Source organism: Streptomyces sp. V3I8, assembly GCF_030817535.1.
Taxonomy (GTDB): Bacteria; Actinomycetota; Actinomycetes; order Streptomycetales; family Streptomycetaceae; genus Streptomyces.
This window is the reverse complement of record NZ_JAUSZL010000002.1, coordinates 6,556,007-6,581,736: the sequence shown is the minus strand read 5'-3', so window position 1 is coordinate 6,581,736 and position 25,730 is coordinate 6,556,007. Positions and strand designations below refer to the sequence as shown.

The following is a 25,730-nucleotide window of genomic DNA, read 5'->3' as shown; positions in this document are numbered from 1 at the left end:
GCAGTGTGCCACGGCCATACCGCTCAGAACACTGCACTCTGCAATTTTCAGAGTGACACTTGCCAAGTGTTCACGACGGGGAGATAGTGGCAAACGTGATTCCGTCCGCGCCGTTAGGAACAGTCGCCTCCGTGAACCGGGACCGTCTTGCTGCCACCGCCGGGGTACGCCCCGAGACGACAGCCGAGCGCCGGTTCCGCTTCGAGCTGGCCGCACATCCGGGCTCCGCAGCACAGGCCCGGCACCTGACGCGCGCCCGATTGTCGGGCTGGGCGGTCTGCGAGGACACCTGCGACACGGCGGAGCTCGTCGTCTCCGAACTGGTCACCAACGCCATCGTGCACACGGCGAGCCGCCATGTGGTGTGCGAGCTGCACGACGGCGAGGACCTGGTGCGGATAGCCGTTCGTGACGAAGGATGTGCGCCGGGTGAGCCCCACCCGTCGCCACAGCGTCCTGACGAGGAGCATGGGAGGGGACTGCTTCTCGTCGCGGCGATGTGTACTGCCTGGGGCGCCCAGGAAACCGGTCCCGGACTGCTCGTCTGGGCGGACCTGCCGCGTTCGGCGAACAACGGCGCCGAACCGCGGTCGGACCTGGGTTGGGGTGCGAGGAGCCGGCCGGCCCCTGCCGGCTCCTCGCCGACCGGATCACCCACCGGGACACCTGCCGGGGCGGACATCTCCCCGGCCCGGGCCGAGTGGTTCTGATCCATGGCGTCGCGCCCGCCGGTCGGCCACCGGTCGGTGCGGAGGTCCCGGGACGAGGAATCCCGAGACCGATCGAGGAATCCCGAGACCGAAAAACTGTGCTTACGGACGGGGACTGAATGGCTGTGAGGGCTGGTTCGGCCGGTACGCCACGGGTGCTGAGTCTGGACACGCTGGTCCGCATCGGGCGCGGCCGGACGGCGTCCGGCCCGGGTGCGTCGCGGCGGCTGACCGTGCCGGAGGGCATGCGGGCCCCGCTGGGCTGTGACGCGGTGGCGATGCCCGCGAGACTCGGTCCGCTGCTGATGCCCCGGCTGCCGCGGGTCGGCTGTGTCTACGCCGACAGCACGCACTGGTGGTGGCTCGTGCCGTCCGACTCCGACGTCGCCCTCGAATGGCCCGCGCCGGCGCACTACGCCACGGGGGCGCTCGTGCCGGCCACGCCCAGTCTGCCCGATCTGATCCACACACCGGACGGCACGCTTCCGTACACCCCGCCGATCCCCCTCTACCTGGCGCTCTGCCGGGTGACCGGGACGCAGCCCGCCTGGTCCCGGCCGGTGAGCGCCTGACCCGTACGGGGTCGGGCGTCCGCTGCGGGGCGTGTACGCATACCGCCTCGGACCTGACGCGGTCCCCCGCTCTGTGGCCCCCCGAGCGCCCGGGCGTGCCCCGGTTACGCCGTGCCGGGCAGGGCGCGCGCCCTGCCCGTCGGCGCCCGACACCGCGATAGTGGCCTTTCGGCCACGATCGGGGAGGTCATCGGTGGGGTCTGCTGAGTCGACGGGATCGCCGGGGAGGACCAGGCCGACGGGAGACGCGCCGGAGACCGGTGCGGTCCCTGGAACCGGAGTGGGCTCCGGAACCGGAGTGGGCTCCGGAACCGGAGCGGGCTTTGGAACCGGAATGGAGCCCGGAGCCGGAGTGGCGCCCGGAGCCGGTGTGGCTCCCGAAGCCGGTGCGGCTCCCGAAGCCGAGGTGGCGCCCTCAGCCGAAGCCGGAGCCGAAACCCGACCAGCCCGACCGACCCAGCCCGACCGACCGGCCCGGCCCGACCGACCAACCCGGCCCGCCGGGAACCGGCCGGCCGACGAAGAACCCACCGGCGCACAGACGCTCGCCGACGAGCCCGCCACCGCCCAGGCGGCTGACGCCCGGGCGGCTGCCGACGGGCCCGAGCCGTCCGAGTCCGAGCGGCTCCTGTTCGGGGGACCGCTGCGGTACGACATGGGCTGGTCGCAGCACTCCGACGCGTTCATGGAGCTGAACTTCCGCGCCATGGTGACGCGGCTGCCCACACTCCTCTCCTCCAGCTTCCGGCTGGCGTGGCAGGCGGACCGCCGCGCCGCGCGGACCGTGCTGGCCGCGGAGGTGGGCCGCGGGCTGGCGCAGGCGGTGAGTCTGCTGGCGGTCAACAGCGTCCTGGGACGTCTGATGGGCGGCGGCCAGGTCGCGGACCGGCTGCGGGACGCGGTTCCCGCGCTCGTCACGGTCGCCGTGGTGATGCTGCTCGCCGCCCTGCTGCGGGCCGCCAGTACGTACGCCACCGGCCGCCTCGAACCGAAGGTCGAGCGCGTCGCGACGGAGCTGTACCTGGAGCGGGCCGCGGCGGTCGAACTGTCGGCCATCGAGGACGAGGCCTTCCACAAGCTGCTGGACACGGCGCAGTACGGTGCCTCGTCCGCCCGCCGCATGATCGGGATCGCCACACGCGTGGTGAACGCGGGGATCTCGCTGATCGCGGCGGCCGGCGTCCTCACGGTGCTGCATCCGGCGCTGCTGCCCCTGCTGGTCACCATGACGCTGCCGAGCGGATGGAGCGCGCTGACCATCGCGCGCCGCCGGTACGCCTCGTTCCACGCCTGGGTGCAGCATGCCCGGGCCGGCCGCCTGATCAGCAACCTGCTCACCGAACCCGCCGCCGCGCCCGAGATCCGCGTCCACGGCATCGGCCCGTTCCTGCTGCGGCACTTCCGCGCGATGTCGGAGGCCGCCGAGGCCGAGCAGGCCCGCCTCGCCCGTCTGGAGGCGCGGACCGGTCTCATCGCGGCCGGCTGGACCGGCCTCGCCACCGTGGCCACGTACGCGACGCTCGGCGGGCTGCTGCTGGCCGGCGCGATGGCACTGTCCGTGGCGGGCACGGCCGTCATCGCGATCCGGACGGGCTCCGCGAACCTCGACACGCTCGTCCTGGAGGTGAACACCCTCCACGAGGAGGCGCTCTTCGTCGGAGACCTGCAGCGCCTGTACGTGGAGGCGGCCGAGCGCGCCATTCCGGTCGGCGGTGCCCCGCTGCCCGAGGAGCCGCGCGAGATCCGCTTCGAGAACGTCACGTTCACCTACCCGGGCAGCGCCGCCCGGCCCGCGCTGTCGGACCTGACGCTCAGCGTGCCGCTGGGCAAGATCGTGGCGCTCGTCGGGGAGAACGGTTCCGGGAAGACCACCCTGGTCAAACTGCTCTCCGGCCTGTACGCCCCGCAGCGCGGCCGGATCCTGTGGGACGGCGTGGACGCGGCGACCGCCGACCGCCACCGGCTCGCCGAGCGGATCGCGATGGTGGCGCAGGACTTCAAGCGGTGGCCCTTCACGGCCCGCGTGAACGTCGCGATCGGCCGGACCTCGGCGCCACTCACCGACGAGAGGCTGGAGGAGTCCCTCGGGCAGGCCGGTGCCGAGGACGTCGTGGCGGACCTGCCGCGGGGGCTCGACACCCTGCTGGCCCGGATGTTCAGCGGCGGGCACGAGTTGTCGGGCGGCCAGTGGCAGCGGCTCGGCATCGCGCGGGCGGCGTACCGGCGGGGCGCGATCCTGGTCGTGGACGAGCCGACGGCCGCACTCGACGCCCGCGCCGAGCTGGAGGTCTTCGAGAAGATCCGGGCCCTGTCGGGTACCGGTCAGACGGTCATCCTCATCACGCACCGGCTGGCGTCGGTGCGGCACGCGGATCTGGTGCACGTTCTCGACCAGGGCCGTCTCGTGGAGTCGGGCACTCCGGAGGAGCTCCTGTCCACGGGTGGCGTCTATGCCGAGCTGTACGGACTGCAGGCGGAGCAGTTCACGGCGAAGGTGCCGGCGCCGAAGGCGGGCTGACCTCCCCGGCGGTCGGCCCGGCTACTCGACGAGTTCCCGCACGACGACCAGGAAGGTGTCCGTCGACAGGTCCATCACGACGTCGACATGCTGCCCCTCGAGGCGGCGCGCCTGTGCGAACTCCTCCGCGGGCCAGGAACCACGCGGCCCTCCGGCGGGAAAGCGCTCCAGCACCGTTCGACCGTTCAACATCCTGCACCTCCGTGTGCGCTCTCCCTTGAGAGCCCTTGAAGAGTTAAACGCTCATCATGGGGTACAGGTCTCGCGAAGTGACATCACTGAGACGTAGTCGACACAGGGTCACTACGATTGGTGGAACATTTGTACGACTTTCCGCGTTCTCGCGCGGCGGTCGTGCCTAGTCCTCGTAGTCCTCGTATTCGTCGTGGTACCGGACCCGTCGGCTCCCGGCGGGCGCGCCCAGCGCCGACGCGCGCCCCTCGGGCCGCTCCCACTCCTCCTGCCGGCCGAGGGCCGTGAGGTCCAGGAAACTCGTGGTGGAACCCAGCCCGTCGAGGCCGCGCTCGTACGTCGAGTACGTGTGGAAGATCCGCTCCCGGTCCCGCAGGAAGCAGCTCACCCCGGGCCGCTCGTACGACGCGCCGGTTTCGTCCGTCCCACCGGCCGCACCGGCCTCGCCGCCCGCTCCACCCTCGCCGCCCTCGAACGTCACCTGGAAGTCCTGGTTGAAGTCGTTGCCGCAGGACGAGTACCAGGGCAGCGTCCAGCCCATCCGTGCCTTGAAGGGCAGGAGCCTCGTGTACGGCGCCCTGGAGACCAGCGCCAGCTCGGTGCCCCGCGCGCGCAGGTGCGCGAGATGCCCGATCTGGTCGACGAAGGCCGAGCAGCTGCGGCAGCCCGCGTCCCACTCGGGCGCGAACATGAAGTGGTAGACGACGAGCTGCCGCCGTCCTGCGAAGAGGTCCGTCAGCGTCGCCTTGCCGTCGCCGCCCTCGAAGACGTACTCCTTGTCGATCTCGACCATGGGCAGCCGTCGCCGGTCGGCGTTGAGCGCGTCCCGGGCCCGGGTCGCGGCCTTCTCGGCGACCAGCAGTTCTTCGCGCGCGGCACGCCATTCCTCGCGTGACACGATCCGCGGAAGCGTCATGGGTACTCCTTCGGTGCGGTGGCTTCACGGGGTGGACCGCCGCGAGGAGCGGAACTCATCGGTGCGGAGCGGAACTCGTCGGCGGGACGCGGAATCCGTCGGCGGGACGCGGAGGGGGCGGGCATGCGCTCGTTCAACTCCCGTACGACGGAGGGGACGCCGAGGGTCAGGAGCGCGCGGCGAGGTCATCTCGCCACGGTACGGCGGGGTCGTACCGCCGGTCGACGGGCATCCCCCACCGGCAGGGCGGCGGCCGGAGCGCCCGCGAGCCCGAGGTCCTCCCGGCGCTCCACGAGTTCGTCGAGGAGGGTGGCGAGGCGCTCGGTGTGCCGCGCGGTGAGCCGCCCCGTGTCGTCGAGGTGCACGGCGCAGGCGGTGGTGGTGTCCACGAGGCGTTCGAGGGTGGCCGCGACCCCGTCGGTGCCCTCGGTGTGCCGGGCCAGGGTGGGGAGCTCGGCGGCGGAGCGGTCGATCGCGGCGCGGGCCTCGGCCAGCGTCCGGTAGGCCTCGCGGCGCAGTGCCCAGCGGGCGGCCCGGTCGTCGGCGCCGCTCAGCACGTGCGTGAGGTAGGCGTGCGCGGCGTCGGCCGCGGTGGTCAGCCGGGCCCGTACGGTCCCGCCGCGCTGCCCGGGCGCCGGCAGATGCCCGACGACCAGCACGATCGCGCAGGCCAGCAGCGTCTCGCCGATCCGCCCCCAGGACGCCTCCGGCTCACCGCCGACCATGACGAGGGCGAGCACGAGGACGGTGACGACGGCCGTCTGCGCGGCGAAGTGCCGGGTGGCCACGGGGATGAGGGCGCCGCTGACCGCCACGAGCACGACGAGCCCCTCGGGGCGGGGCAGCACGGCCGCGAACCCCGCGAAGACGAGGGCGCCGAGGACGGTACCGGCCGCCCGGTTCAGCACGCGCGAGACGAGCGGGCCGAGGTCGGGCTTCACGAGGAACACGGCGGTCGCGGGCAGCCAGTACCAGTGCACGTGGTGCAGTGCCTGCGCGACGGCGGCGCTGACGCCGTAGCAGAGGGCGACGCGGAAACCGTACTCGCGCCCTCCGGTGCCGGTGACGGTGCGCAGGAGCGCCCTGCCGCGCGGGGGCCGCAGGTGCAGGCCCTTGCGCGCGGTCCGCTCGGCGCCGCGCCCGAGCGGGTGGCCGCCGCCGGCCCGGTGGCGGGGTCCCGGGCCGCCGCGGTCGAAGGTCTCGGCGGCGTGCAGCAGGGCGTCGTCGAGGGCGCGCAGTCCGGGTACGGTCCGGGCGGGCGCGGGCAGCGGTCCGCAGGGTCCCCCGGTCCGCACGGCGACGGCGAGCCGCCGTGGCCCCTGCGCCGTACGGGCCGGCAGGGCGTCGCCGGCCCAGGCGAGGGCGGTGGCGGCCTCGGCGAGCGGGAGCGCGGCGGCGTACTGCGCCCGCAGCCGCCGCTCGGCGGCGGAACTGGCGTACCGCCGCAGCCGGGGCCCCGCGAGCGCGTCCTGGGCCTGGTCGAGTGCGGCGGTCAGCGCGGCCCGCCGGCCGTCCGCGTCCGCGCCGCCCACGGCGTCGAGCAGGGCGGCGACGGCGTCGTACACGCCGGCGACGGCCGTCCGCTCGCCGTCGAAGCGGAAATCACTGTTCCGGGCGCCGGGGGTGGGCAGCGCGAGCCGCAGCACGATCAGCCAGCCGGCACCGGCGAGGAAGAACAGGGCCCGCTGCCAGCCGGGCTCGGGCAGCGGCATGCCGGCCCCGATGGCCGCGGCGACGAGGAGCTGGGTCCCGGAGCCGGACGCCACCGGCCCCATCGCGCTGACGGCTCCGGCGACGAACCCGAGCGCGGTCAGCAGCAGGGTGAGCGCAACGGCTCCGAGCCCGTCCCCGGCGTACGTCCCGACGACGAGCCCCGTGGCTCCGGCGAGCGCGGGCACGCCGATCCAGCGCACGGCGGCACGTCGGCTTCCGGGCCGGTCGTTGATTCCGGCGAACATGGCGCCGAGGGCGGCCATGACACCGAGGGACTCCCGCCCCAGGAGCACGGCGGCGACCAGCAGGGGCCCGCCGGCGAGCACTCCGCGCAGGACGGCGTTCCACGGCACGGGCCCGCGCTGCGCGCGCAGCGCGTGCGCGAGCCAGGGCGGGAGGACGGTGGGGAGGACGTCGGGCAACGGTCGCGGCACGGGCACGGGGCTCCTGTCGGGACGAGGGCGGTTGCGGGTGGCATGCCTTCGGGCGACGTCGGCCGGGCGGTGTGTGCGGTCCTCGGGTTCTCCACGGTGGATTGGTTGTCCGCGGTGGATCAGTTCTCCACGGTAGATCGCGTCCGGCGGCAAAACCGGACATGAGCGTTTCCACGGTGTGACGATTTCGGCGAAAGCCGGGTTCTTTATGAACGCAAGAGACAAGAGTAAGCGCAAGCGCAAGAGCGCTGGAACGGAAATGGGAGCGGGCCCGAGGGCGTAGCCGGCCCCCGGGCCCTGTGATGCCGCCCATGTGGCACGCCGGCACGCTTGAGGAACCAGGTCATTTTCACGAGCCGCGTCCTGCCTTTGGACCACCGTGCATCGAGCTGCACGGGCCGGACTTGAACCGGCGTTTCGACTCCCGGGCCTGGGTCCGGTCGATCCGGCGATCGGCGGCGAATGCTGAGTCTGGAGCAATAGTCTGAGATTGAGCGCGGTCTGCCTCTGCCAGTTGGGCTACCGCGGCGCGAAGGGTGCCGCGGGGAGGACTCGAACCTCCACCGGAACCGCGCAGTCACGACAAGCTTCAGGTTCAGCTTGCGCTCCTCGCGCACCCCGGCCGTCATAAGTGATGACCGGGGAGTTTCCGAGGCTACCCGAACAGGTAGCCGAACACGGCATCCCCGACGCGCTGGTCGGTGACCTCCGCGGCGTTCGCCTCTTCCCTGGCGAACTTGACGGCCTGCTGCAGCTTCTCGACCCGGTCGAGCAGCTCGTTGACACGCCGTGCGGGCAGGGCTCCGGAGAACTTCACGGTCGTCCAGTACCCGACCGGGATGTCCTCGTAGTACACCTCGACCTGGGCGGGGTGCTTGTCGGTGGCCTCGGCCTTGACGTGGTTGCGCGGGACCTTCTTCGTGCGCAGGGTCCGTACCGGCTCGGTCTTCCACGCGTCGGTCGACGGGTCCTGGACCCACGACTCCGAGGCGTCGAGCACGGGGAGCTTCCGCACGAAGGTGTTGAGGTCGGTGAGCTGCTTCTCGAGGAAGAGCAGGTAGGACACCGGAACGTCGGCGACGAGTACCCGTCCGTCGACCTTGACGTCCGCGCGGGCCGTGCAGTTGGCCCAGTCCTTGGTGGCGGTCACGTCGAACAGGCGGGTCAGGGTGGCCGCGGTCTCCCGCAGCACGTTCTCGGTCTGTACCTGCACCCGGGTCGACTCGGGCGGCAGCTGCTCACCCTCCTCGTCCTTGGGCTGGTAGGTACGCGAGATCCCGGCCAGCAGGGCGGGCTTCTGCAGCCCGTGGTGAGCAGCCGTCAGGTCCTGGTGGGACTTGGACTTGATGCCCTTCTCGACTGCGATGATCTGATTGAGTTTCGCCACGCCGGTGACGGTATCAGGATCGGCCGCGCCCTTTCGAAGGGTTATTCGACACCGCCGCCGCACCGTCGCGGGCGGCGTCCCGCACACCGCGTCGGCCCTGCCACGGTTCGGCATGCGTGCGGATGCGGTCACGGCGTCGTCCTGCTGACGCTTCATCACTTCCGTGAAGTCCTTCGGGCATCGGCTCAGCGCATCAGCTCATCGGGGCGTGCGGACACGCGATGCAGGTGACGGCCGGCGGCCGTCATCCGCCGGAGCAGTTCATGGCCGTCCACGGCACTGGTCAGCCCACCGACCACGGCCTCGTTCATGAGGTCGAAGGTTTCCTTCGTGGTGATGCCCCGCCGCCACGCGTACGAGCCGGCCGACCGGTCGTCGGTGATCCATACGGAATCGCGGAACTCGGGGCGCTTCGTGATCAGTACGCAGGTCTCGGCCTCACCGAGGTGTCCGGTCGGCACCGACGCGACGCCGCCGAAGACCGCTCGGCGCAGGCGGTCGACCGCGGCGATCTCCTCGACGTCGGTGATGGCGATCGGCTCACCGAGCATGCCGCGCGACGCGACGTCCCGTAATCGAGGGATGTGCCGGGCGGACCGCCCGGCTTCATGGGCCACGGCTTCGGTCCAGCGGCCGCGCCCGTCGAGCACTTTCTCCAGCAGAGGCACACGGTCGACGACCGCGAAGTTGCACAGGACGGTGTTGTCCGGGAACCAGCAGATTCTCATGGCTGGAAAATCAGGTCCCCTTCTTCCACCGCGTTTTCCTCCGCTTCACCGGCCACGGGTTCCGGGATCTCCGGATCGGCCGGGTCCAGCAGGTCGTGCAGGTGGTCCACGTCCATGCCGAGCAGCGCAGCCAGCGGCCGGAGAGTGGTCTCACCCTCGGCGTAACACTTGTAGAGCGCCGCCACGAGACGTACGGGGAAGCGTTCGGCCCTGGCCCACGCGAGCTGCCGCTGGAAGGCGTCCGTCGCGCCGGCGAGCAGGTGGCAGATCTCCGTGGTCAGGCCCTTGCAGTGGAGCGCCGACTTCGGATCGATGAGGCGCAGTTGGCTGAGCCTCGCGCTCAGCGCGCTGGGCGAGACCTTGAACGCGACGACCAGCGCGGAGAACGCCTCGTCCGTGAGCCGGCCGTGCCTGTCGGCGACCTGGCGGAACTGGTCACGGACTTCGGACGCCGGCATCAGCAGGTTGGAGGCGAAGACGTTGGCCCGGACCTCTGTCAGGTCCTTCTGCCTCCCCGGCGCGAGATGCGATTCGACGACGAGTCCCTGGGCGTCCCGGGCCAGTATGTGGCCGAGTTCGTGGGCGAGGGTGAACCTCTGGCGGGTCCAGGTCTCCGTGGGCCTGATGAGGATGAGCCGGAACGTGTCCGTCTGCCAGGTGAGACCGTCCACGGCGTCGGGCAGGCGCGTGACCGCGACGTCCACGCCGAACGCCTGCGTACAGGCGGTGATCAGTACGTCGGTCTCCAGTCCCGCCACCGTCCCGGGACCGTCCGCCGCCGTGAGCACACCGACGGCGTCCTGGGCGAGCTGCTTGCCCTGGTCGACGAAACGCTTGAGATCGGTGCGCACGGTAGGCATGGGCGGCAGTTTCGGCGGCCTCCCCAGCAGCTCCAGCACTTCGTACGCCGCGGTGAACCGCTCCGCGGCATCGCTGACCCGGCCCCGCCGTGGGGCCGCCCCGCCGGCGGTCCGGGCCGCGAACGCCGGGCGCAGCGGCTCGCGCCCGGTGAGCAGCCAGTCCACGGTCCTGCCGCCCGTCTCGGCGATCAGCGCCAGGTCCAGCGACGTGAACCGGCGCACCCCCGCCAGCGACTTGGACAGCTTGTCGGGCGTGAGCCCCACCTTCTCGGCGAACGCAGCCTGGCTCATCGAGGTCGCTTCCATCACTCTGCGCACACGATCGATCACAGATTCAGGCATGTACTCACCGTAACCGCGTATTGCGAAAATCGCAACGCACCGCCCACAGCGTTACGCTGCGTGATGAGCCCTCGGGCTCACCCCCCGCTCGCCGCCGCCTTCCGCAGCGCCGCCAGTTCTCCGTACATCGCCTCGCCCGGGCACTCCGTCGCCATCCAGTCGCGGTGGCCGCCGATCTCGTGGACCTCCTTCGTCCTGCCGGTGGTGGGGCTGACGTACTCGACCCTGGCCTCCGGGTCGACCCCGTGCATGCGGACGACGGACCGGACCAGGTCGGTCAGGGCGGTGCGGGCCGCGGCGGTCGGGCCCTGCTTCACCAGGTTGCCGATGAGCGCGATGCCGAGGTTGCCCGGGTTGAAGCTGAGCACGTGGAATCCGGTCACCAGTTTGCCGTTGTCGTCGTGGGCCGGGGTGGCCCCCTCGCCCGAGTAACGGCCCTCGTAGATCTGCCCTGCCTCGTCGATGAGGTAGTGGTAGCCGATGTCGCCCCAGTCGTTGGTGACCGTGTGCACGTGGTAGAGCGCGCGCACCGTGGCGGCCGGGTCCGGGTCGCCGTTGGCCGTGGCGGTGTGGTGGACCGTGAGGGTCTGGAACGGGTGGTACGTCTGCGGTGAGATCTCCGTGCCGTCCGACCTGAAGCGGAGTTTCTCGTCCGCGCCCCAGGCCGCCCGCGTCAGGTACGCGACGCCGCGCACCCGTGTGGTGTCGGTCGGTACGGCGACCTCGCGCATCGGGCCGTGCGTGGTGTCGATGGCCAGCGACCGCAGATCCGTGGCACCGTCCGGGGCCCTCAGTTCGTACCCCGAGGCCCCGTCCGCGGGGATCAGCAGCGTGCCGCCGTCGCCGTCCGAACAGCCGGTCCCGGTGAGCGGCCGCCAGGGGCCCTCGGCGCCGTTCGCACCGATCAGCCGGATGCCGCCGCCGGTGGCCCCGCGGGTGCCGGACCAGCGGACCCCCACATAGCCGATGGGGAAGTCCGCCTGGACGGACCCCTCTCCCGTGGCCGCCTTCACGCGGGTCTCGGGGAACGCCTCGGAGGTCGTACCGGCCGCCGCCGGGGGCGGGGTCGGGTCCGCCGTCGCGGCGGGCGCGAACACGGCACCCGCCGCGAGCGCGCCCGCCGCCCCGATCAGCCCCCGCCGCGTGACGCGTGCCGGGGCACGGTCCGCGAACAAGGGGGACGAAGGGGACGAGGGAGACAAGAGGGACGAGGGGGTGGCGTCGGTGGGGCTCTTGGGGGGAACAGTCATGAAAGGAGTCCTCCGGTGTACGTGATCCGCTTTCCGGCCATGCTTGAAGACGCGGCGGACCATCGGGGCGCGACGCACCGGCGCCGTTCGGGTCCCTCGCTAAAATTCCCGGATGCGTTCATCCTCCGAGCCGCACGCACCGGACCCGACCGGCTCCCGCCCGGCCGCCTCCCCGGCGCGGCTCGTGCGTGAGTTCCATCTGGCGTTCGGACTCGACGCCCGTACGACTCCGACCGAGATCTCGCCGCGGCACGCCGCCCACCGCGGTGAGCTGCTGGCGGAGGAGGCCGCCGAGGTGGCGGAGGTGTCCGTGTCCGGGCCGCTCGACGCGCTGGCGCACGAACTGGCGGACGTCGTGTACGTCGCGTACGGCACCGCTCTCGTGCACGGCATCGACCTGGACGCGGTGATCGCCGAGATCCACCGCGCCAACATGACGAAGCTCGGGCCCGGCGGGCGGGTCAGCCGCCGGGCCGACGGCAAGGTGCTGAAAGGGGAGCACTACCGGGCCCCGGACGTGTCGGAGGTCCTGCGCAGGCAGGGCTGGCAACCACCGGCCACCGGCACAGGCACAGGCACCGACTTCGACTTCAGCTCCGGCTCCGGCTCCGGCTCCGGCTCCGCCTAAAGTCGTTCCATGCTGATCGAGCACCGCGGGCAGCGCCCCGTCGTCCCGGCCTCCGCCTATGTCGCCCCGTCGGCCGTCCTGTGCGGCGCCGTCGTCCTGGGCGAGCGGGCCCGTGTCCTGCACGGTGCCGTGCTCACGGCGGAGGACGGGCAGGTACGGACCGGCGCGGACGTCGTCATCATGGAGAACGCCCTCGTACGGGGCCGCCGCCGGCACCCCGCAATCATCGGGAACGCCGTACTCATCGGCCCGCACGCCCATATCAACGGTGCCCGCATCGAGGACGAGGTCTTCGTGGCCACCGGGGCCTCCGCCTTTCCCGGAGCCGTCGTGGGCGCCGGTTCGGAGCTGCGGATCAACAGCGTGCTGCACGCGAACTCGGTCCTGCCGCCCGGCACGGTCGTTCCCATCGGGTGGATCGCGGCCGGCGCCCCGCAGGCAGAGCTCTTCTCCCCCGACCGGCACGACGAGCTGTGGGAGGTGCAGAGGGAACTGGACTTCCCGGGCACGGTGTACGGCGTCCCCCGCGGGACCTCCATGCGGGACATCATGGCCGGGCAGACCGCCTACTTCGGCGCCCACCTCGAAGACCGCCCGGTCGAGGACAGCCCCGTCGAAGACGGCTCCGGCGAAGACGGCTCCGGCGACGGCCACCCTGTCGAAGGCCACCCTCCGGTCGGTTGAACCGCGGCCGGCTGAGACCCGGTCGGCCGAGCCGTGGCCTCCGGGAGCCGGCCGTGCGCGTTCCGCGCGAGCTCCAGCGCGTACGACGGCCACCACCGTCCCGCCGGCGGCCCGCCCCGGCACGTGCCGTCCGACTCGCCCGGGCGCTTGACCCACAGGTGGGCGTCGATCAGCGGCGCGCCCGTGACGGTGGTCGGCGGCACGCCGAGGGCCCGGCCCGGCGGGTTGCACCAGGGCTCCGTACCGGAGAAGGGCCCGTTGCCGTTGCGGCTGCTGTCGAGCACGAAGTGCTTGCCGCCCAGGGCCGCGGACAGCCTGGTGCCGTACTCCGAGCTGACGGCGTCGGTCTGGAAGCTGGAGACGTTCAGGGCGAAGCCGTCGGCCCGGGCGATCCCCGACCGGACCAGCGGCTCGACCAGCCGTGCCGGGTCCGGGTGCCAGGCGGAGTTGCCCGCGTCGAGGTAGACACGGGTGTTCGCCTGCTGTTTCAGCAGGTCCACGGCGTACGCCAGCAGCGCGTACCGCTCCTCGGGCACGATTCGGTCGCAGCCCGCCACCGCCTGGGCCACGGCGTCGGGTTCGACGATCACGTACGCGCTCCGATCACCGAGTCCCGCCGCGAACTGGTCGGCCCACTCGCGGTATTCCGTCGCGCTCCAGGCCCCGCCCTCCGAGTAGGAGCCGCAGTCGCGGTGCGGGACGTAGTAGGCGACGAGTACCGCCGTACGCCCCTCCCGCGCGGCGGCCGTGGTGCGGGCCTCCACCACGGCCCGCGGCCCGGAGCCCGCCAGCCACTCGGCCTGGGCGCGGGCGGCGATCCGGTCCATCAGCGCGGCGTCGGCGTCCCGCCCCGTACGACGCCACTCCGCCGCCTGCCGGGCGGCACCGGACTCGGGGTCCACCCAGAAGGAGACCTCGGGAGCCTCGGGAATCTCGGGAACCACCGGTCCGGGCCCGTCACCTTTCCCGGAGCCGTCACCTTTCCCGATGCCATCGCTCACGCCACCCCCGGCACCGGCACCGCCGGTGCCCCCGCCGCCCCGCAGAACGGCCGACACGGCCACGCCCAGTACGAGCAGCGCGACCAGCGCGACGACGAGAGCCCGGACACGGGCACGGGCACGGGCACCAGCAGTCGTGGCCACGACCGACTCCGTTCCGCCGCCGCTGCCGCCGGCGGCTCTCCCCGGAGTCTGCGGTCACCCGCGATCCGCGACCGCGCCCGCCGCAGCCACCGCACCCGGAATCACTCCGACGGCGGCCCCCATACCCGCCGCTTCGGCAGCGGCTTCGCGTACCCGCCCGCGCGGCTCGTCCTGAGGCCCAGCGACACGAGCGACTCGGCGAGCTTCACCGCCGCGCCCACCCCGTCGACGACCGGCAGGCCGAGCTTCTCCCCCACGGCCCGCTGCAGACCGGTCATCCCGGCGCACCCGAGCACCAGGACCTCGGCGCCGGCGTCCCGGGCCCGTTCGGCCGCGGCGACGAAGGCCGCTTCCGTGCGCTCCGGGTCGCCGAGGTCGAGCACGCCGAGCCCGGTGCCCACGACGGCGGCGCAGTTCCGGGCCACGCCTGCCGTGCACAGGCTGTCCTCGATCTGCCCGGCCGAGCGCTCCAGCGTGGTGACGACCCCGTACCGCCGTCCGAGCAGGCACGCGAGATGGGCGGCCGCCTCGGTGATGTCGACGACGGGTACGTCCACGAGTTCCCGTACGCCCTCGCGCCCGTGCTCCCCGAAGCCGGCCATGACGACGGCGTCGTAGGGACCCTCGTACGTCCGCAGGGTGTCGAGGACGGCGGCTGCCGACAGGTAGCTGTCCAGCCAGCCCTCCGCGGACTCGGGCCCCCAGGCGGGGGTGAGTCCGAGCACGGTGGTGCCCGGCCCTGCCACGGCCCGGGCACCTCGTACGATCTCCTCGGTCATCCCCTGCGTCGTGTTGCAGTTGGTGACGACGATCCGCACGCTCAGCCCTCCTGAGGAGCGGCGGCCGGGGCCGCGGCGGCCGTGTCGGCGGACGTCTGCGGGGCGGCGCGCTCGGAGCGGCACAGCAGCGCGTACAGCCCCGCGGCGAGCGCCGTCCCGATGAACCAGGAGTACGGGGCCACGTCGCTGAAGGTCTTCACCAGCGCGAGGACCGCCGAGACCGCCGCCGCGGGCAGGAACGCCCACAGCGCCTTGGGGTTGACGCCCTTGCGGTAGTAGTAGCGGGATCCGGGCTCGGCGTTGAAGAGCTCGTCGGCGTCGATGCGGCCGCGCTTGACCCAGAAGTAGTCGAGCATGATCACACCGAACAGCGGGCCCAGGAAGGCGCCGAGACCGCCGAGGAAGTAGTTGACGACCGTGGGGTTGGAGAAGAGGTTCCACGGGGTCACGACCAGCGCGGCGACCGTGCTGATCATGCCGCCGATCCTGAAGGTGATCTTCTGTGGCCAGACGTTGGCGAGGTCGTACGCGGGCGAGACGAAGTTGGCGACGATGTTGACGCCCATGGTGGCGACGGCGAAGGTCAGCGCACCCAGGGTCAGCACCCACTTGTTGCCGATCTCGGCGACGAGGTGGGCGGGATCGGTGATGGCCTTGCCGAAGACCTCCATGGAACCGGCCGTGACGATGACCGACACGATCACGAAGGCGGTCGAGTTGATCGGCAGGCCCCAGAAGTTGCCGCGCTTGACCGTCCGGTAGCTGGGCGCGAAGCGCGAGAAGTCGCAGAAGTTGAGCATCAGCGTGCCGTACGTGGCGAGGATCAGCCCGATCGCACCGAACCACTGCCGCCACTGCTCGCCCACGGAGACCGGGTTCGGGGTCGAGGTGAGCGAGATGGTCCAGCCGGCCTTCGCGAGGATCCAGATGGCGAGAGCGATCATCACGAGCCAGATCGCGGGACCGCAGAAGTCCTGGAACTTTCGTACGGACTCCATGCCCTGGCTGATGATCAGCGCCTGGACCAGCCACAGCGAGACGAAGGACAGCCAGCCGAGCGCGTCGAGGCCGAGGAACGAATTGTGCGTCCAGGACTCCAGGCCGGGCCAGGCCGCGAGCAGCATGATGTTGACGGCGACGGAGGCCAGATAGGTCTGGATGCCGTACCACATGATGGCGATGACGGCCCTGATCAGGGCGGGGATGTTGGCGCCCCAGACGCCGAAGCTGATGCGGCTGATGACCGGGAACGGCACGCCGTGGCTCTGTCCGATCTTCCCCATCCAGTTCATGCCGACGTAGATGAGTACGAAGCCGACGAGCAGGGACGTGAAGATCTGCCAGACGTTCATGCCGAGTACCAGCAGCCCGGCCGCGAACGTGTAGTTGCCGAGGTTGTGGACGTCGGACATCCACATGGCGAAGAGGTCGAAGACCTTCCAGTTGCGCTTGCCCGCGGGCGCGAGGTCTTCGTTGGTGAGCCGTGGATCGGGGACGAACGCCGGCGTGCCGGTGGCCGCGGCGGGATCGGCTAGGGACACAGGGACCTCCATGAGCGTGGGCCGGGGCGGGGAGAGGAGGTAGGAGGGGAGGGAGGAGGAGGGGAAAGGGAGGAGAGGGGGGACGGTGGGAGGACTCACAGCAGGGCAGCTTTGGTATACCAAAGCTTCGTCATGGTCCCGCTTCCGACGTCGGTCGGCCATGTCCGTGCGGTTACAGCTCGGTAAAACAGTCCCTGGGTCGGCGAGGATGGACGCATGAAGACGGTGGAACCGCTGGGGGCGGTGCGCGAGCGGGTGCTCAGCTCGCTGCGGCAGGAGATCATCGCCGGCCGGCTGCTGCCCGGCGACCGGCTGGTCGAGCGCGAGGTGGCCGAACGGTTCGGGGTCTCCCGGGTGCCGGTGCGCGAGGCGATCCGGGCCCTGGTCGCCGAGGGCTTCGTCCACTTCGAGACCCCCCGCCGTACGGTCGTCCGCCGCCTGACCCCGACGGACGTCACGGAACTCTTCGAACTGCGCGAGGCCCTGGAGGTGTACGCCACCGGGCTGGCCGCCGAGCGCGCCACCCGGGCCGACCTGGCCGAACTGGAGGAGCTCCTCGACCGCGCGGCGGACGCGACCGACGCCGACGACGCCGAGGCGATCACCGACATCAACACCCGCTTCCACGACCGGATCCTGGCGATGGCCGGGAACGGCCTGCTGATCTCCGTGATGGAACCGGTCGACGGACGGCTGCGGTGGCTCACCCGCCAGAACGAGGAGTGGCCGCAGCTCCTGGCCGAACACCGGGAGCTGTACGCGGCCATCGCGTCCGGCGACCGCGAGCGGGCCCGTGCGCACGCCCTGGTCCATGTCCAGGCCAACCACCGCTCGACGGTGCGTCACCTCTTCGGCGACACGGTCGCCGGATTCGAGGGGGACGCGTGACGGCCCGTACGGCGATCGGCGCCGCGAGGACCCGGCCCTGCACGCTCGTCGTGTGCCGCGGCTGCTGCTGCGGTGACGCCCGCAAGTACCCCGGCTACGACCACGACCGGCAACTGGCCCGGCTGCGCGCCGCCGCCGACGCCTCGGGCGGCCGTCTCGCGGTCCGTACGGCGGACTGCCTCGGCCCCTGCGACCAGGCCGACATCATCGTCGTACAGCCCTCGGGCGAGGGCCGCAGGCGTGGCGGCCGGGCCGTCTGGATCGGCTGGTCGACGGGTGAGGACTGCACCGACGAGATACTCCGGTGGGCGGAGGCCGGCGGCCCCGGAGTCGCCACCGCCCCGGCGGCCCTGGAACTGCAGTTCGTCCGGTCGGCGGGCGAACGCGGCTCGCTCCGCGGTGCGGACGGAGGCAGGAACCGCGGATAGGCAGTCGGACGCGTACCTGCCGGCGGTCGCTGTCAGCGGCGCCCCGGTCCGCCCCGGGCCGTCGTCACGAGACGGTGGGCAGCCCCGCCGTTCGGCCCGCCGTGCGCAGTACGTCCCGGAGCATGTCCGGGGTCAGCCGGCCCGTGAACGTGTTGCGCTGGCTCACGTGGAAGCAGCCGAAGAGCTCCAGGGGCCGCTCCGGGCCCTGCAAGGTGACCCGTGCCCCGTGCCCGAACACCGGCCGGGGTGCGGGCACCTTCCATCCCGCCTCGGCGAACGCGGGCAGCGCGGCCTGCCAGCCGAAGCCGCCGAGCACGACGACCGCGCGGACCGTGGGTGCCAGCAGGCGCAGTTCGCTCACGAGCCAGGGCCGGCAGGTGTTCCGTTCCTCGGGGGTCGGCTTGTTGGCGGGCGGAGCGCAGTGCACGGGCGACGTGATGCGGACGCCGTACAGGGCCAGTCCGTCGTCGATGCTCTCGGCCGTCGGCTGCGACGCGAGCCCCACGTCGTGCAGCGCCGCGTACAGCACGTCCCCGGAACGGTCCCCCGTGAACATCCGGCCGGTACGGTTCCCGCCGTGCGCCGCGGGAGCGAGCCCGACCACCAGCAGCGAGGCGTCCGGCGGCCCGAACCCCGGGACCGGGCGGCCCCAGTACGTCCAGTCCGCGAAGGCGGCCCGCTTCGTCCGGGCCACCTCCTCCCGCCACTCGACCAGCCGCGGGCACGCCCGGCACCCGGAGATCCGCCGGTCCAGCTCCGCCAGGCTGCTTTCCTGATCCATTCCCCCACGGTATGCCCGGCCGGGGCCCCGCCCGGCACGACGGAAAACGACTCCGGCCGCACGCCCGCCGGGGACTAAGGTCGGACCATGGCTTCAGGGACGCAGGGGAACGAGGCGGGCGACGAGGACGGGCCGGGCGCGGGCGGCTCCGCCGATGCCGCGGCCGTCGCGAAGGCGGCCGCGCCGTCGAGCGGTGAGACCGTGCGTGTCGACAGCTGGATCTGGTCCGTCCGCCTCGTGAAGACCCGCTCCGCGGGTGCCACCGCCTGTCGCGGCGGCCACGTCAGGGTGAACGGCGAGCGGGTCAAGCCGGCGTACGCCCTGCGCGTCGGTGACGAGGTCCGCCTGCGCCAGGCGGAACGGGAACGGGTCGTCGTCGTGAAGCGCGTGATCCGCAAGCGGGTCGGGGCCCCGGTCGCCGCCGAGTGCTACGTCGACAACAGCCCGCCGCCCCCGCCCCGTGAGGCCGTCGCCCCCGCCGGCATCCGTGACCGCGGCGCGGGCCGTCCCACCAAGCGCGACCGCCGCGAGCTGGAACGTCTGCGCGGATTCGGCTCGCCCGACGCCGACGGCCCGAAAGCTCCCTGAAAACCGCTCCGGGCTCCGGGCTCCGGGCCCGGCATCAGGGTCAGGACTGTCGGCGGCGGACGACCCTCACCAGCTCCGCGGCCTGTCCCCGCCGCGCCCAGGCGATCAGTGCGAGCGGCACGATCAGGATGAGCGGAGTCGCCGCGTACTCCCCGTCGAACACGGCGACCTGTGTGATGAAGGCGCCCACCATCAGCGCGCTCAGCGACACGGCCGCCACGGAGGCCAGGAGGGGGATCACCAGCGCTACGCCGCCGAGCAGTTCGAGGAGTCCGATGGTGTACATCCCCGCGCTGCCCCAGCCGATCGTGTCGAACGACTCGACGGCCGAGGGGTGCGCGACGAGCTTGGGCACCGCGCTCGCGCCCACGAAGAAGAGCGCGAGCAGCACCTGCAGCCCCTTCAGGGCGAGGCGTGCGCGACGGCCACGAGCGGTCGTGGACTCGGCGACGAGGGGAGCGGTGGTCTCGGACATGGGGGTCTCCTCCGTGAAGCGAAGCGGCTTGCGTTGCTGTCACAGAGGTAGACCGGGCCGCGCGACAGAACTCATCGCCCGACGAGGTGCTCTCACGCCTCCACCGGCACCGCCCGCACCCAGGTCCGGTCCTCCGTCAGGTACGTGTCGACCGCCAGCCCCGCCTCCGCCAGCGCCTCCTCGAACCGCTCCTCGGTGAGCGGCCGGGCGAGGAAGGTCTGCGTCCACGCGGCGTCCGGGAACTCGTACTCCGCCCGGACGGAGTTGACCCCGTCCCCGACCGGCTCGGCGGACACCATGCGTACCGTGAACCCGCTCGGGTCGACCCGTTCACGCGGCAGGTCGGTGTGGTAGTCCTCGCCCTCCCGCTGGATCAGCACACAGCCGCCGTCCGCGACATGGTTGCGGCACACGTCCAGCATGCCGCGCCGGACCCCGGTGTCGCCCGCGTGCACGAGGAACGACCCGAGCATCACCACGTCGAACCTCTCCCCCAGGTCGAGCGTCTCGATGGCGCCGCGTACCGTGCGCGCCCCGCGTACCCGTTCGAGCATCTCGGCGGACTCGTCCACGGCCGTCACCGTGAAGCCCCGTTCCAGGAGCGGGTGGGTCACCCGCCCCACACCGCAGCCCAGTTCGAGGATGTGCGCCCCGGCCGGCACGGCGGAAGCGATGATGTCCGGCTCGTCGCGGACGGGCAGCCGCGCGTACAGCTCCACCGCGCAGCCGTCCGGCGTGATGGCGCCGGGTCCCGTGCCTTCGTACCCCTCACGCATCTCGATCGTCATACCGGCCCAACGGCCCGCGACCGCCGCACCGTTCCCCGACCCGCCGACCCGTTCGTCGACGCACTCGTGCGGCACCGCCGGATCGAGCAGGACGTCGGGCAGCGCGACCGCGCCGGGAAGCGTCGCCTGCGCGCGGGGTCCGCCTCCGGCCGCCAGGTCCCTCAGCCATCCGGCGAGCCCGGCGTCCGCCGGCCGGCGCCCGGTGGACCGATGCTCAGAAGATGCTCAGGAGTCGAAGCGCGCCGCGGCCAGGTACTCGGGCTGCGGGTCCAGCGCCGCGGCCAGCCGGAAGTGTCGCTTGGCCTGGGCGGGCTGCCCGGAGCGCTCGTAGGTGCGGGCCAGCGCGAAGTGCGCGAAGGCGTTGTCCGGTTCGCGCTCCAGCACGATGGTGAACTCGAGCTCGGCGGGTCGCAGTTGCGCCGCCGCGAAGAAGGCACGCGCCCGCAGCAGCCGGGCCGCCGTGTTCTCCGGGTAGGCGGCGATGACGTTGTCGAGCAGCTTCACCGCGCCCCTGGGGTCCCGCGCGGCGAGCAGCTGCTCGGCGGCACGGAAGTCGATGACATGCGTCTCCGGAGTACGTCCGGCGAATCCGCTGGTCTCGGGCACGGCAAAATCCTTCCCTCGCTGGAGGGGATCAACGCCTCGGAGCCACCCGCTATTCCGAGGCCGCCCGCGCCCGCCGGGTCAGCTCCGCCCACACGTCCCGTACCCGCTGCCGCAGCGCCTCCAGGGGGACGTCGTTGTCGATCACGATGTCCGCGATCTCCAGGCGCCTTTCGCGGGTGGCCTGCGCGGCCATCCTGGCCCGCGCGTCCTCCTCGGTCATGCCGCGCAGCCGGACGAGCCGGTCGAGCTGGGTCCGCGGGCTCACGTCGACCACGATCACGAGGTCGTACAGTTTCGCGAGGCCGTTCTCCGCGAGCAGGGGCACGTCGTGCACCACGACGGAGTCCGCCGGGGCGGCCTCTTCGAGCGCGCGGGAGCGGGCACCCACCAGGGGGTGCACGATCGAGTTCAGCACGGCCAGCCTGTCGGCGTCCGAGAAGACGATGCCGCCGAGCTTCGGCCGGTCCAGCGTGCCGTCCGCGGTGAGCACGTCCTCGCCGAAGGCGTCGACGACCGCCGCCAGTCCGGGTGTGCCCGGTGCGACGACCTCCCGCGCGATCCTGTCGGCGTCGATCAGTACGGCACCGTGCCCCACGAGCAGCCCCGACACCTCGCTCTTGCCGGCCCCGATCCCACCGGTCAGCCCCACCTTCACCATGCCCAGCAGCATAGGCCCCGCGGCCGGGAGCGCCCCGTCGGGGGCGCGGGGAACTGCGCGCTCACCTCCACGCACCCGCGGCCGGTGAACAGCCCCTCCCGCGAAGCGGCACCGCTCGGCTCGCCCAAGAGAGCGGGCTAGGCATCACCCTCACGCTCGGCGAGGAACTTCTCGAACTCCATCCCGATCTCGTCCGCGGACGGGATGTCGACCGGTTCGGCGAGCATGTTCCCCCGCGTCTCGGCACCCGCGGCGGCATCGTACTGATGCTCGAGTCCCTGTACGAGCGCGACGAGTTCCTCGTCGCCCTCCTGGATCTGCCGGTCGATCTCGGTCTGCGTGCGGTGCGCCTCGGTGCGCAGCCCGTGCGCGATGCCCGGCAGCACGAGACCGGTCGCGGCCGTGATCGACTCCATGACCGTCAGCGCCGCGTCCGGGTACGGGGACCGGGCGATGTAGTGCGGTACGTGCGCGGCGACACCCAGGACGTCGTGTCCGGCCTGCATGAGGCGGTACTCGACCAACGACTCGGCGCTGCCCGGGACCTGCGCCTCGTCGAAGGGGCTGCGGTGGCCGGGGACGAGGTCCGTCCGGTTGCCGTGCGGGGTCAGGCCCACGGGCCTGGTGTGCGGGACGCCCATGGGGATGCCGTGGAAGTTCACGGACAGCCGTACGCCGAGGCGCTCCACGATCTGCTGGACGGCCGCGGCGAAGCGCTCCCACTCCACGTCCGGTTCGGGCCCGGAGAGCAGCAGGAAGGGCGCGCCGGTGGCGTCCTGGACGAGCCGCACGTCCAGCGTGGGCTCCTCGTAGTCCTCCCAGCGGTCCCGCTTGAACGTCAGCAGCGGGCGGCGGGCACGGTAGTCCACGAGCCGGTCGTGGTCGAAGCGGGCCACGACCTGGTGGGGCAGCGAGTCGAGCAGACGGTCGACGATCTGGTCGCCGGTCTCGCCCGCGTCGATGTACCCGTCGAAGTGGTAGAGCATGACAAGACCGGCCGACTCCTGGGCCAGCGCCACGTCCACGACGGCCAGGCCCTTCGGCTCCCATGCGTACAAACCCTGTGGATCAAGCACTGTGACCGCTCCTCCTCGTGTTCGTCATCGACAACACAGGTCAGGACACGGGCATTCCCGCTCACCACCGGATCACCGCCGAGTCACCGCGAAACGCATGGCGGACCCGTACGGCGGAACGCACCGCGGGCCCGCACCCAGGAAGGGTGCGGGCCCGCGGTTACCAGCTGCTACCGCTGGCGGTGAGCCGTCAGCTCTGGCCGCCGGCGAGCTTCTCGCGCAGAGCCGCCAGGGCCTCGTCCGACGCCAGGGCGCCGGAGTTGTCGTCCGACTCCGAGGAGTACGAACCGCCGCCACCGCCGCCACCGCTGGAGGCGGCCGGAGCCGCACCCGGGGTGGTGACACCCTCGGCCTCGGCCTGGGCGTCCGCCTCGCGGGACTTGATGACCTGAGCCTGGTGCTGCTCGAAGCGCGTCTGCGCCTCGGCGTACTGGTTCTCCCACACCTCGCGCTGGGACTCGTAGCCCTCGAGCCAGTCGTTGGTCTCGGGGTCGAAGCCCTCGGGGTAGATGTAGTTGCCCTGGTCGTCGTACGACGCGGCCATGCCGTACAGCGTCGGGTCGAACTCGACCGAGGCCGGGTCCGAACCGAAGGACTCGTTGGCCTGCTTCAGCGAGAGGCTGATGCGACGGCGCTCGAGGTCGATGTCGATGACCTTGACGAAGATCTCGTCGTTGACCTGGACGACCTGCTCCGGGATCTCCACGTGGCGCTCGGCCAGCTCGGAGATGTGGACCAGACCCTCGATGCCCTCGTCCACGCGGACGAACGCGCCGAACGGAACCAGCTTCGTGACCTTGCCGGGCACGACCTGGCCGATCTGGTGCGTGCGGGCGAACTGCTGCCACGGGTCTTCCTGCGTCGCCTTCAGCGACAGGGAGACACGCTCGCGGTCCATGTCGACGTCGAGGACCTCGACGGTGACTTCCTGGCCGACCTCGACAACCTCGGACGGGTGGTCGATGTGCTTCCAGGAGAGCTCCGAGACGTGCACCAGACCGTCGACGCCACCCAGGTCCACGAAGGCACCGAAGTTGACGATCGAGGAGACGACGCCGGAACGGACCTGACCCTTCTGGAGGGTGGTGAGGAACGTCTGGCGGACCTCGGACTGGGTCTGCTCCAGCCAGGCACGGCGGGACAGGACCACGTTGTTGCGGTTCTTGTCCAGCTCGATGATCTTGGCCTCGAGCTCCTTGCCCACGTAGGGCTGGAGGTCGCGGACACGGCGCATCTCGACGAGGGAGGCCGGCAGGAAGCCACGGAGGCCGATGTCGAGGATGAGTCCACCCTTGACGACCTCGATGACGGTGCCGGTGACGATGCCGTCCTCTTCCTTGATCTTCTCGATGGTGCCCCAGGCGCGCTCGTACTGGGCGCGCTTCTTCGAGAGGATCAGGCGGCCTTCCTTGTCCTCCTTCTGGAGAACAAGGGCTTCGATCTCGTCGCCGACCTTGACGACCTCGTTGGGGTCGACGTCGTGCTTGATCGAGAGCTCGCGGCTCGGGATGACACCTTCGGTCTTGTAACCGATGTCGAGCAGGACCTCGTCCCGGTCGACCTTCACGATGACGCCGTCGACGATGTCGCCGTCGTTGAAGTACTTGATCGTCTCGTCGATCGCGGCGAGGAAGGCTTCCTCGTTACCGATGTCGTTGACCGCTACCTGCGGCGTGGTAGAGGTGGTCTCGGTGCTGCTCGTCATGTGGGAAAGGGCTCCGGTACGGACAGTGAGTCGTAGGTACTGCTTACGCCGGGAGCCCGTTTCGCTCTGTAGAAGGCCGGACAGCCAAGGAAGCGCCAGATCCGGATGGTGTCCTGTCACGAACACCGCCGGTGGCGCCTCGACAACCGAGGGGTCATACATACAGATGCGAGCGCAGCCTGCTACGTCTGAGGAGCGCAGGCCCGCAGCGCAACTTGTAGCATACGGGGGCAGCCGAGCAGGGTCAATGCGCGAAGGCGCACACCCGGGGCGGATCCCCGCATACCCGGCACAGGACCCTCTCGGCGGCAGCCGCACATCGGGCAACGCCACGGGTCCACGAGCTCGTGCGGACCCGGCGGCGCCCCTTTCGTGACCGCCGCCGGGACGGTGCGCACGGAAGGGTCCGCAGATTAATACGAGGGAGCCGATCATCCAAGAGTCCGAACAGGCCAGGCCGCAGCGGTCCGCGCCGGAGCAGTCCGAGGAGTACGAGCCCGAGGCGACCCGGCGGGAGGCGGGGGGCTCCGAGAGCTCCCGGGCCAATCGTGGCTGGTGGGACCGGAACGCGGACGACTACCAGGTCGAGCACGGCACCTTCCTCGGCGACGACCGCTTCGTGTGGTGCCCGGAGGGCCTCGACGAGATCGAGGCCGAGCTGCTGGGCCCGCTGGAGGAGCTGAAGGGCAAGGACGTCCTGGAGATCGGCGCGGGGGCCGCCCAGTGCTCGCGCTGGCTGGCCGCCCAGGGGGCCCGTCCGGTCGCCCTGGACCTCTCGCACCGGCAGCTCCAGCACGCCCTGCGGATCGGCGCCGACAGCGTGCGGCTCGTGGAGGCGGACGCCACGGCGCTGCCCTTCGCGGACGGCTCCTTCGACCTGGCGTGCTCCGCGTACGGGGCGCTGCCGTTCGTCGCCGAACCGGTGCGGGTCATCGAGGAGGTGCACCGGGTGCTGCGGCCGGGCGGCCGGTTCGTCTTCTCCGTCACGCACCCGGTGCGCTGGGCCTTCCCCGACGAGCCGGGGCCCGAGGGGCTGAGCGTGGCCGCCTCCTACTTCGACCGCACGCCGTACGTCGAGCAGGACGAGGCGGGCGACGCGGTGTACGTCGAGCACCACAGGACGGTGGGCGACCGCGTCCGGGACGTCGTGGCCGGCGGCTTCCGCCTGGTCGACCTGGTCGAGCCGGAGTGGCCCGCCTGGAACACCCAGGAGTGGGGCGGCTGGTCGCCCCTGCGCGGAAACCTGATCCCGGGCACGGCGATCTTCGTGTGCGAGCGGAGCGGGACGGGGGCACCTTCGGCCGGAGGCCGGGGGAGAGACTGAGCGGGTGAGCCGTA

Annotated in this window: 26 protein-coding genes; 9 read left to right on the top strand and 17 right to left on the bottom strand. The window is 71.8% G+C overall.

What is annotated here, in order from left to right; translation table 11 throughout:
• Positions 1 to 86 precede the first annotated feature (86 nt).
• From QFZ75_RS29020 to QFZ75_RS29010, 3 genes are all read left to right on the top strand, one after another.
• Positions 87 to 710 carry an ATP-binding protein gene (locus tag QFZ75_RS29020; protein ID WP_307541545.1) on the top strand — a complete coding sequence of 208 codons (624 nt, stop codon included), beginning with the start codon at positions 87 to 89 and terminating at the stop codon, positions 708 to 710.
• Positions 711 to 829: 119 nt separating this feature from the next.
• Complete coding sequence (locus QFZ75_RS29015) at positions 830 to 1,282, top strand: hypothetical protein (protein WP_307541543.1); 453 nt, start codon at positions 830 to 832, stop codon at positions 1,280 to 1,282.
• Positions 1,283 to 1,937: 655 nt separating this feature from the next.
• On the top strand, positions 1,938 to 3,800 hold the full coding sequence (locus tag QFZ75_RS29010; protein WP_307544874.1) for an ABC transporter ATP-binding protein: 1,863 nt from the start codon (positions 1,938 to 1,940) through the stop codon (positions 3,798 to 3,800).
• 21 nt (positions 3,801 to 3,821) lie between these two features.
• Here QFZ75_RS29010 and QFZ75_RS29005 read toward each other — a convergent pair whose 3' ends face one another.
• From QFZ75_RS29005 to QFZ75_RS28975, 7 genes are all read right to left on the bottom strand, one after another.
• Positions 3,822 to 3,992 carry a hypothetical protein gene (locus tag QFZ75_RS29005; RefSeq protein WP_189770135.1) on the bottom strand — a complete coding sequence of 57 codons (171 nt, stop codon included), beginning with the start codon at positions 3,990 to 3,992 and terminating at the stop codon, positions 3,822 to 3,824.
• A gap of 166 nt (positions 3,993 to 4,158) precedes the next feature.
• A complete protein-coding gene (locus QFZ75_RS29000; protein ID WP_307541541.1) occupies positions 4,159 to 4,908 on the bottom strand; it encodes a DUF899 domain-containing protein in 750 nt (249 codons plus the stop codon).
• Positions 4,909 to 5,093: 185 nt separating this feature from the next.
• Positions 5,094 to 7,055, bottom strand: a complete 1,962-nt coding sequence (locus tag QFZ75_RS28995; protein ID WP_307541540.1) for an FUSC family protein — start codon at positions 7,053 to 7,055, stop codon at positions 5,094 to 5,096.
• Positions 7,056 to 7,710: 655 nt separating this feature from the next.
• A complete protein-coding gene (locus tag QFZ75_RS28990; RefSeq protein ID WP_307541538.1) occupies positions 7,711 to 8,442 on the bottom strand; it encodes a hypothetical protein in 732 nt (243 codons plus the stop codon).
• A gap of 185 nt (positions 8,443 to 8,627) precedes the next feature.
• Positions 8,628 to 9,170, bottom strand: a complete 543-nt coding sequence (locus QFZ75_RS28985; protein ID WP_307541536.1) for a hypothetical protein — start codon at positions 9,168 to 9,170, stop codon at positions 8,628 to 8,630.
• Positions 9,167 to 10,372: an XRE family transcriptional regulator gene (locus tag QFZ75_RS28980; RefSeq protein ID WP_307541535.1), complete on the bottom strand. Its 1,206-nt coding sequence runs from the start codon at positions 10,370 to 10,372 to the stop codon at positions 9,167 to 9,169. The genes QFZ75_RS28985 and QFZ75_RS28980 overlap by 4 nt, the downstream gene beginning before the upstream one ends.
• A 77-nt stretch (positions 10,373 to 10,449) precedes the next feature.
• Positions 10,450 to 11,622, bottom strand: coding sequence for a peptidoglycan recognition family protein (locus tag QFZ75_RS28975; RefSeq protein WP_307541533.1), 1,173 nt, complete (start codon positions 11,620 to 11,622; stop codon positions 10,450 to 10,452).
• Between the two features lie 112 nt (positions 11,623 to 11,734).
• Between QFZ75_RS28975 and QFZ75_RS28970 the strand changes: the two genes are divergently transcribed.
• Together QFZ75_RS28970 and QFZ75_RS28965 are read left to right on the top strand one after the other, a co-directional pair.
• On the top strand, positions 11,735 to 12,250 hold the full coding sequence (locus tag QFZ75_RS28970; RefSeq protein ID WP_307541531.1) for a MazG nucleotide pyrophosphohydrolase domain-containing protein: 516 nt from the start codon (positions 11,735 to 11,737) through the stop codon (positions 12,248 to 12,250).
• Positions 12,251 to 12,259: 9 nt separating this feature from the next.
• Positions 12,260 to 12,934 carry a gamma carbonic anhydrase family protein gene (locus QFZ75_RS28965; RefSeq protein ID WP_307541528.1) on the top strand — a complete coding sequence of 225 codons (675 nt, stop codon included), beginning with the start codon at positions 12,260 to 12,262 and terminating at the stop codon, positions 12,932 to 12,934.
• Here QFZ75_RS28965 and QFZ75_RS28960 read toward each other — a convergent pair.
• The 3 genes from QFZ75_RS28960 to QFZ75_RS28950 form a co-directional block, all read right to left on the bottom strand.
• Entirely contained in the window at positions 12,817 to 14,079 is a 1,263-nt protein-coding gene (locus tag QFZ75_RS28960; protein WP_307541526.1) for a glycoside hydrolase family 6 protein, read from the bottom strand. The two genes, QFZ75_RS28965 and QFZ75_RS28960, sit on opposite strands and share 118 nt — an antisense overlap.
• Positions 14,080 to 14,180: 101 nt before the next feature.
• Positions 14,181 to 14,897, bottom strand: a complete 717-nt coding sequence (locus QFZ75_RS28955; RefSeq protein WP_307541524.1) for an aspartate/glutamate racemase family protein — start codon at positions 14,895 to 14,897, stop codon at positions 14,181 to 14,183.
• A gap of 2 nt (positions 14,898 to 14,899) precedes the next feature.
• Positions 14,900 to 16,399 carry an NCS1 family nucleobase:cation symporter-1 gene (locus tag QFZ75_RS28950; RefSeq protein ID WP_307541522.1) on the bottom strand — a complete coding sequence of 500 codons (1,500 nt, stop codon included), beginning with the start codon at positions 16,397 to 16,399 and terminating at the stop codon, positions 14,900 to 14,902.
• Between the two features lie 216 nt (positions 16,400 to 16,615).
• Between QFZ75_RS28950 and QFZ75_RS28945 the strand changes: the two genes are divergently transcribed.
• On the top strand, positions 16,616 to 17,287 hold the full coding sequence (locus QFZ75_RS28945; protein ID WP_307541520.1) for a GntR family transcriptional regulator: 672 nt from the start codon (positions 16,616 to 16,618) through the stop codon (positions 17,285 to 17,287).
• Complete coding sequence (locus QFZ75_RS28940; RefSeq protein WP_307541518.1) at positions 17,284 to 17,715, top strand: (2Fe-2S) ferredoxin domain-containing protein; 432 nt, start codon at positions 17,284 to 17,286, stop codon at positions 17,713 to 17,715. The genes QFZ75_RS28945 and QFZ75_RS28940 overlap by 4 nt, the downstream gene beginning before the upstream one ends.
• A 64-nt stretch (positions 17,716 to 17,779) precedes the next feature.
• Here QFZ75_RS28940 and QFZ75_RS28935 read toward each other — a convergent pair whose 3' ends face one another.
• On the bottom strand, positions 17,780 to 18,496 hold the full coding sequence (locus QFZ75_RS28935) for a uracil-DNA glycosylase (protein WP_307541516.1): 717 nt from the start codon (positions 18,494 to 18,496) through the stop codon (positions 17,780 to 17,782).
• Between the two features lie 87 nt (positions 18,497 to 18,583).
• Here QFZ75_RS28935 and QFZ75_RS28930 point away from each other — a divergent pair, with 87 nt between their 5' ends.
• Positions 18,584 to 19,084, top strand: a complete 501-nt coding sequence (locus QFZ75_RS28930; protein WP_307541514.1) for an RNA-binding S4 domain-containing protein — start codon at positions 18,584 to 18,586, stop codon at positions 19,082 to 19,084.
• Between the two features lie 40 nt (positions 19,085 to 19,124).
• On the opposite strand, the gene QFZ75_RS28925 is transcribed toward QFZ75_RS28930, so the two are convergent.
• The 6 genes from QFZ75_RS28925 to rpsA form a co-directional block, all read right to left on the bottom strand.
• On the bottom strand, positions 19,125 to 19,559 hold the full coding sequence (locus QFZ75_RS28925; RefSeq protein WP_307541512.1) for a DoxX family protein: 435 nt from the start codon (positions 19,557 to 19,559) through the stop codon (positions 19,125 to 19,127).
• 92 nt (positions 19,560 to 19,651) lie between these two features.
• On the bottom strand, positions 19,652 to 20,335 hold the full coding sequence (locus QFZ75_RS28920; protein ID WP_307544872.1) for a bifunctional 2-polyprenyl-6-hydroxyphenol methylase/3-demethylubiquinol 3-O-methyltransferase UbiG: 684 nt from the start codon (positions 20,333 to 20,335) through the stop codon (positions 19,652 to 19,654).
• A gap of 237 nt (positions 20,336 to 20,572) precedes the next feature.
• The gene (locus QFZ75_RS28915) at positions 20,573 to 20,953 is read right to left on the bottom strand and encodes a tetratricopeptide repeat protein (protein WP_107017579.1); all 381 of its coding nucleotides are present in this window, start codon (positions 20,951 to 20,953) and stop codon (positions 20,573 to 20,575) included.
• Positions 20,954 to 21,002: 49 nt separating this feature from the next.
• Positions 21,003 to 21,611 carry a dephospho-CoA kinase gene (coaE, locus tag QFZ75_RS28910; RefSeq protein ID WP_307541509.1) on the bottom strand — a complete coding sequence of 203 codons (609 nt, stop codon included), beginning with the start codon at positions 21,609 to 21,611 and terminating at the stop codon, positions 21,003 to 21,005.
• A gap of 137 nt (positions 21,612 to 21,748) precedes the next feature.
• Positions 21,749 to 22,687, bottom strand: a complete 939-nt coding sequence (locus QFZ75_RS28905; RefSeq protein WP_307541507.1) for a PAC2 family protein — start codon at positions 22,685 to 22,687, stop codon at positions 21,749 to 21,751.
• 190 nt (positions 22,688 to 22,877) lie between these two features.
• Entirely contained in the window at positions 22,878 to 24,392 is a 1,515-nt protein-coding gene (rpsA, locus tag QFZ75_RS28900; RefSeq protein ID WP_307541505.1) for a 30S ribosomal protein S1, read from the bottom strand.
• A gap of 412 nt (positions 24,393 to 24,804) precedes the next feature.
• Here rpsA and QFZ75_RS28895 point away from each other — a divergent pair, with 412 nt between their 5' ends.
• Positions 24,805 to 25,716, top strand: a complete 912-nt coding sequence (locus QFZ75_RS28895) for a class I SAM-dependent methyltransferase (RefSeq protein ID WP_373466065.1) — start codon at positions 24,805 to 24,807, stop codon at positions 25,714 to 25,716.
• Positions 25,717 to 25,730: the final 14 nt, after the last annotated feature.

Bases quoted from the DNA above. Each gene is read 5' to 3' on its own strand.
- QFZ75_RS29015 (WP_307541543.1), top strand. From the start codon at position 830: ATGGCTGTGAGGGCTGGTTCGGCCGGTACGCCACGGGTGCTGAGTCTG.
- QFZ75_RS28920 (WP_307544872.1), bottom strand. From the start codon at position 20,335: ATGCGTGAGGGGTACGAAGGCACGGGACCCGGCGCCATCACGCCGGAC.
- QFZ75_RS28965 (WP_307541528.1), top strand. From the start codon at position 12,260: ATGCTGATCGAGCACCGCGGGCAGCGCCCCGTCGTCCCGGCCTCCGCC.
- QFZ75_RS29000 (WP_307541541.1), bottom strand. From the start codon at position 4,908: ATGACGCTTCCGCGGATCGTGTCACGCGAGGAATGGCGTGCCGCGCGC.
- QFZ75_RS28980 (WP_307541535.1), bottom strand. From the start codon at position 10,372: ATGCCTGAATCTGTGATCGATCGTGTGCGCAGAGTGATGGAAGCGACC.
- QFZ75_RS28985 (WP_307541536.1), bottom strand. From the start codon at position 9,170: ATGAGAATCTGCTGGTTCCCGGACAACACCGTCCTGTGCAACTTCGCG.
- coaE (WP_307541509.1), bottom strand. From the start codon at position 21,611: ATGGTGAAGGTGGGGCTGACCGGTGGGATCGGGGCCGGCAAGAGCGAG.
- QFZ75_RS28925 (WP_307541512.1), bottom strand. From the start codon at position 19,559: ATGTCCGAGACCACCGCTCCCCTCGTCGCCGAGTCCACGACCGCTCGT.
- QFZ75_RS28935 (WP_307541516.1), bottom strand. From the start codon at position 18,496: ATGGATCAGGAAAGCAGCCTGGCGGAGCTGGACCGGCGGATCTCCGGG.
- QFZ75_RS29005 (WP_189770135.1), bottom strand. From the start codon at position 3,992: ATGTTGAACGGTCGAACGGTGCTGGAGCGCTTTCCCGCCGGAGGGCCG.
- QFZ75_RS28970 (WP_307541531.1), top strand. From the start codon at position 11,735: ATGCGTTCATCCTCCGAGCCGCACGCACCGGACCCGACCGGCTCCCGC.
- QFZ75_RS28945 (WP_307541520.1), top strand. From the start codon at position 16,616: ATGAAGACGGTGGAACCGCTGGGGGCGGTGCGCGAGCGGGTGCTCAGC.
- QFZ75_RS29010 (WP_307544874.1), top strand. From the start codon at position 1,938: ATGGGCTGGTCGCAGCACTCCGACGCGTTCATGGAGCTGAACTTCCGC.
- QFZ75_RS28930 (WP_307541514.1), top strand. From the start codon at position 18,584: ATGGCTTCAGGGACGCAGGGGAACGAGGCGGGCGACGAGGACGGGCCG.
- QFZ75_RS28975 (WP_307541533.1), bottom strand. From the start codon at position 11,622: ATGACTGTTCCCCCCAAGAGCCCCACCGACGCCACCCCCTCGTCCCTC.
- rpsA (WP_307541505.1), bottom strand. From the start codon at position 24,392: ATGACGAGCAGCACCGAGACCACCTCTACCACGCCGCAGGTAGCGGTC.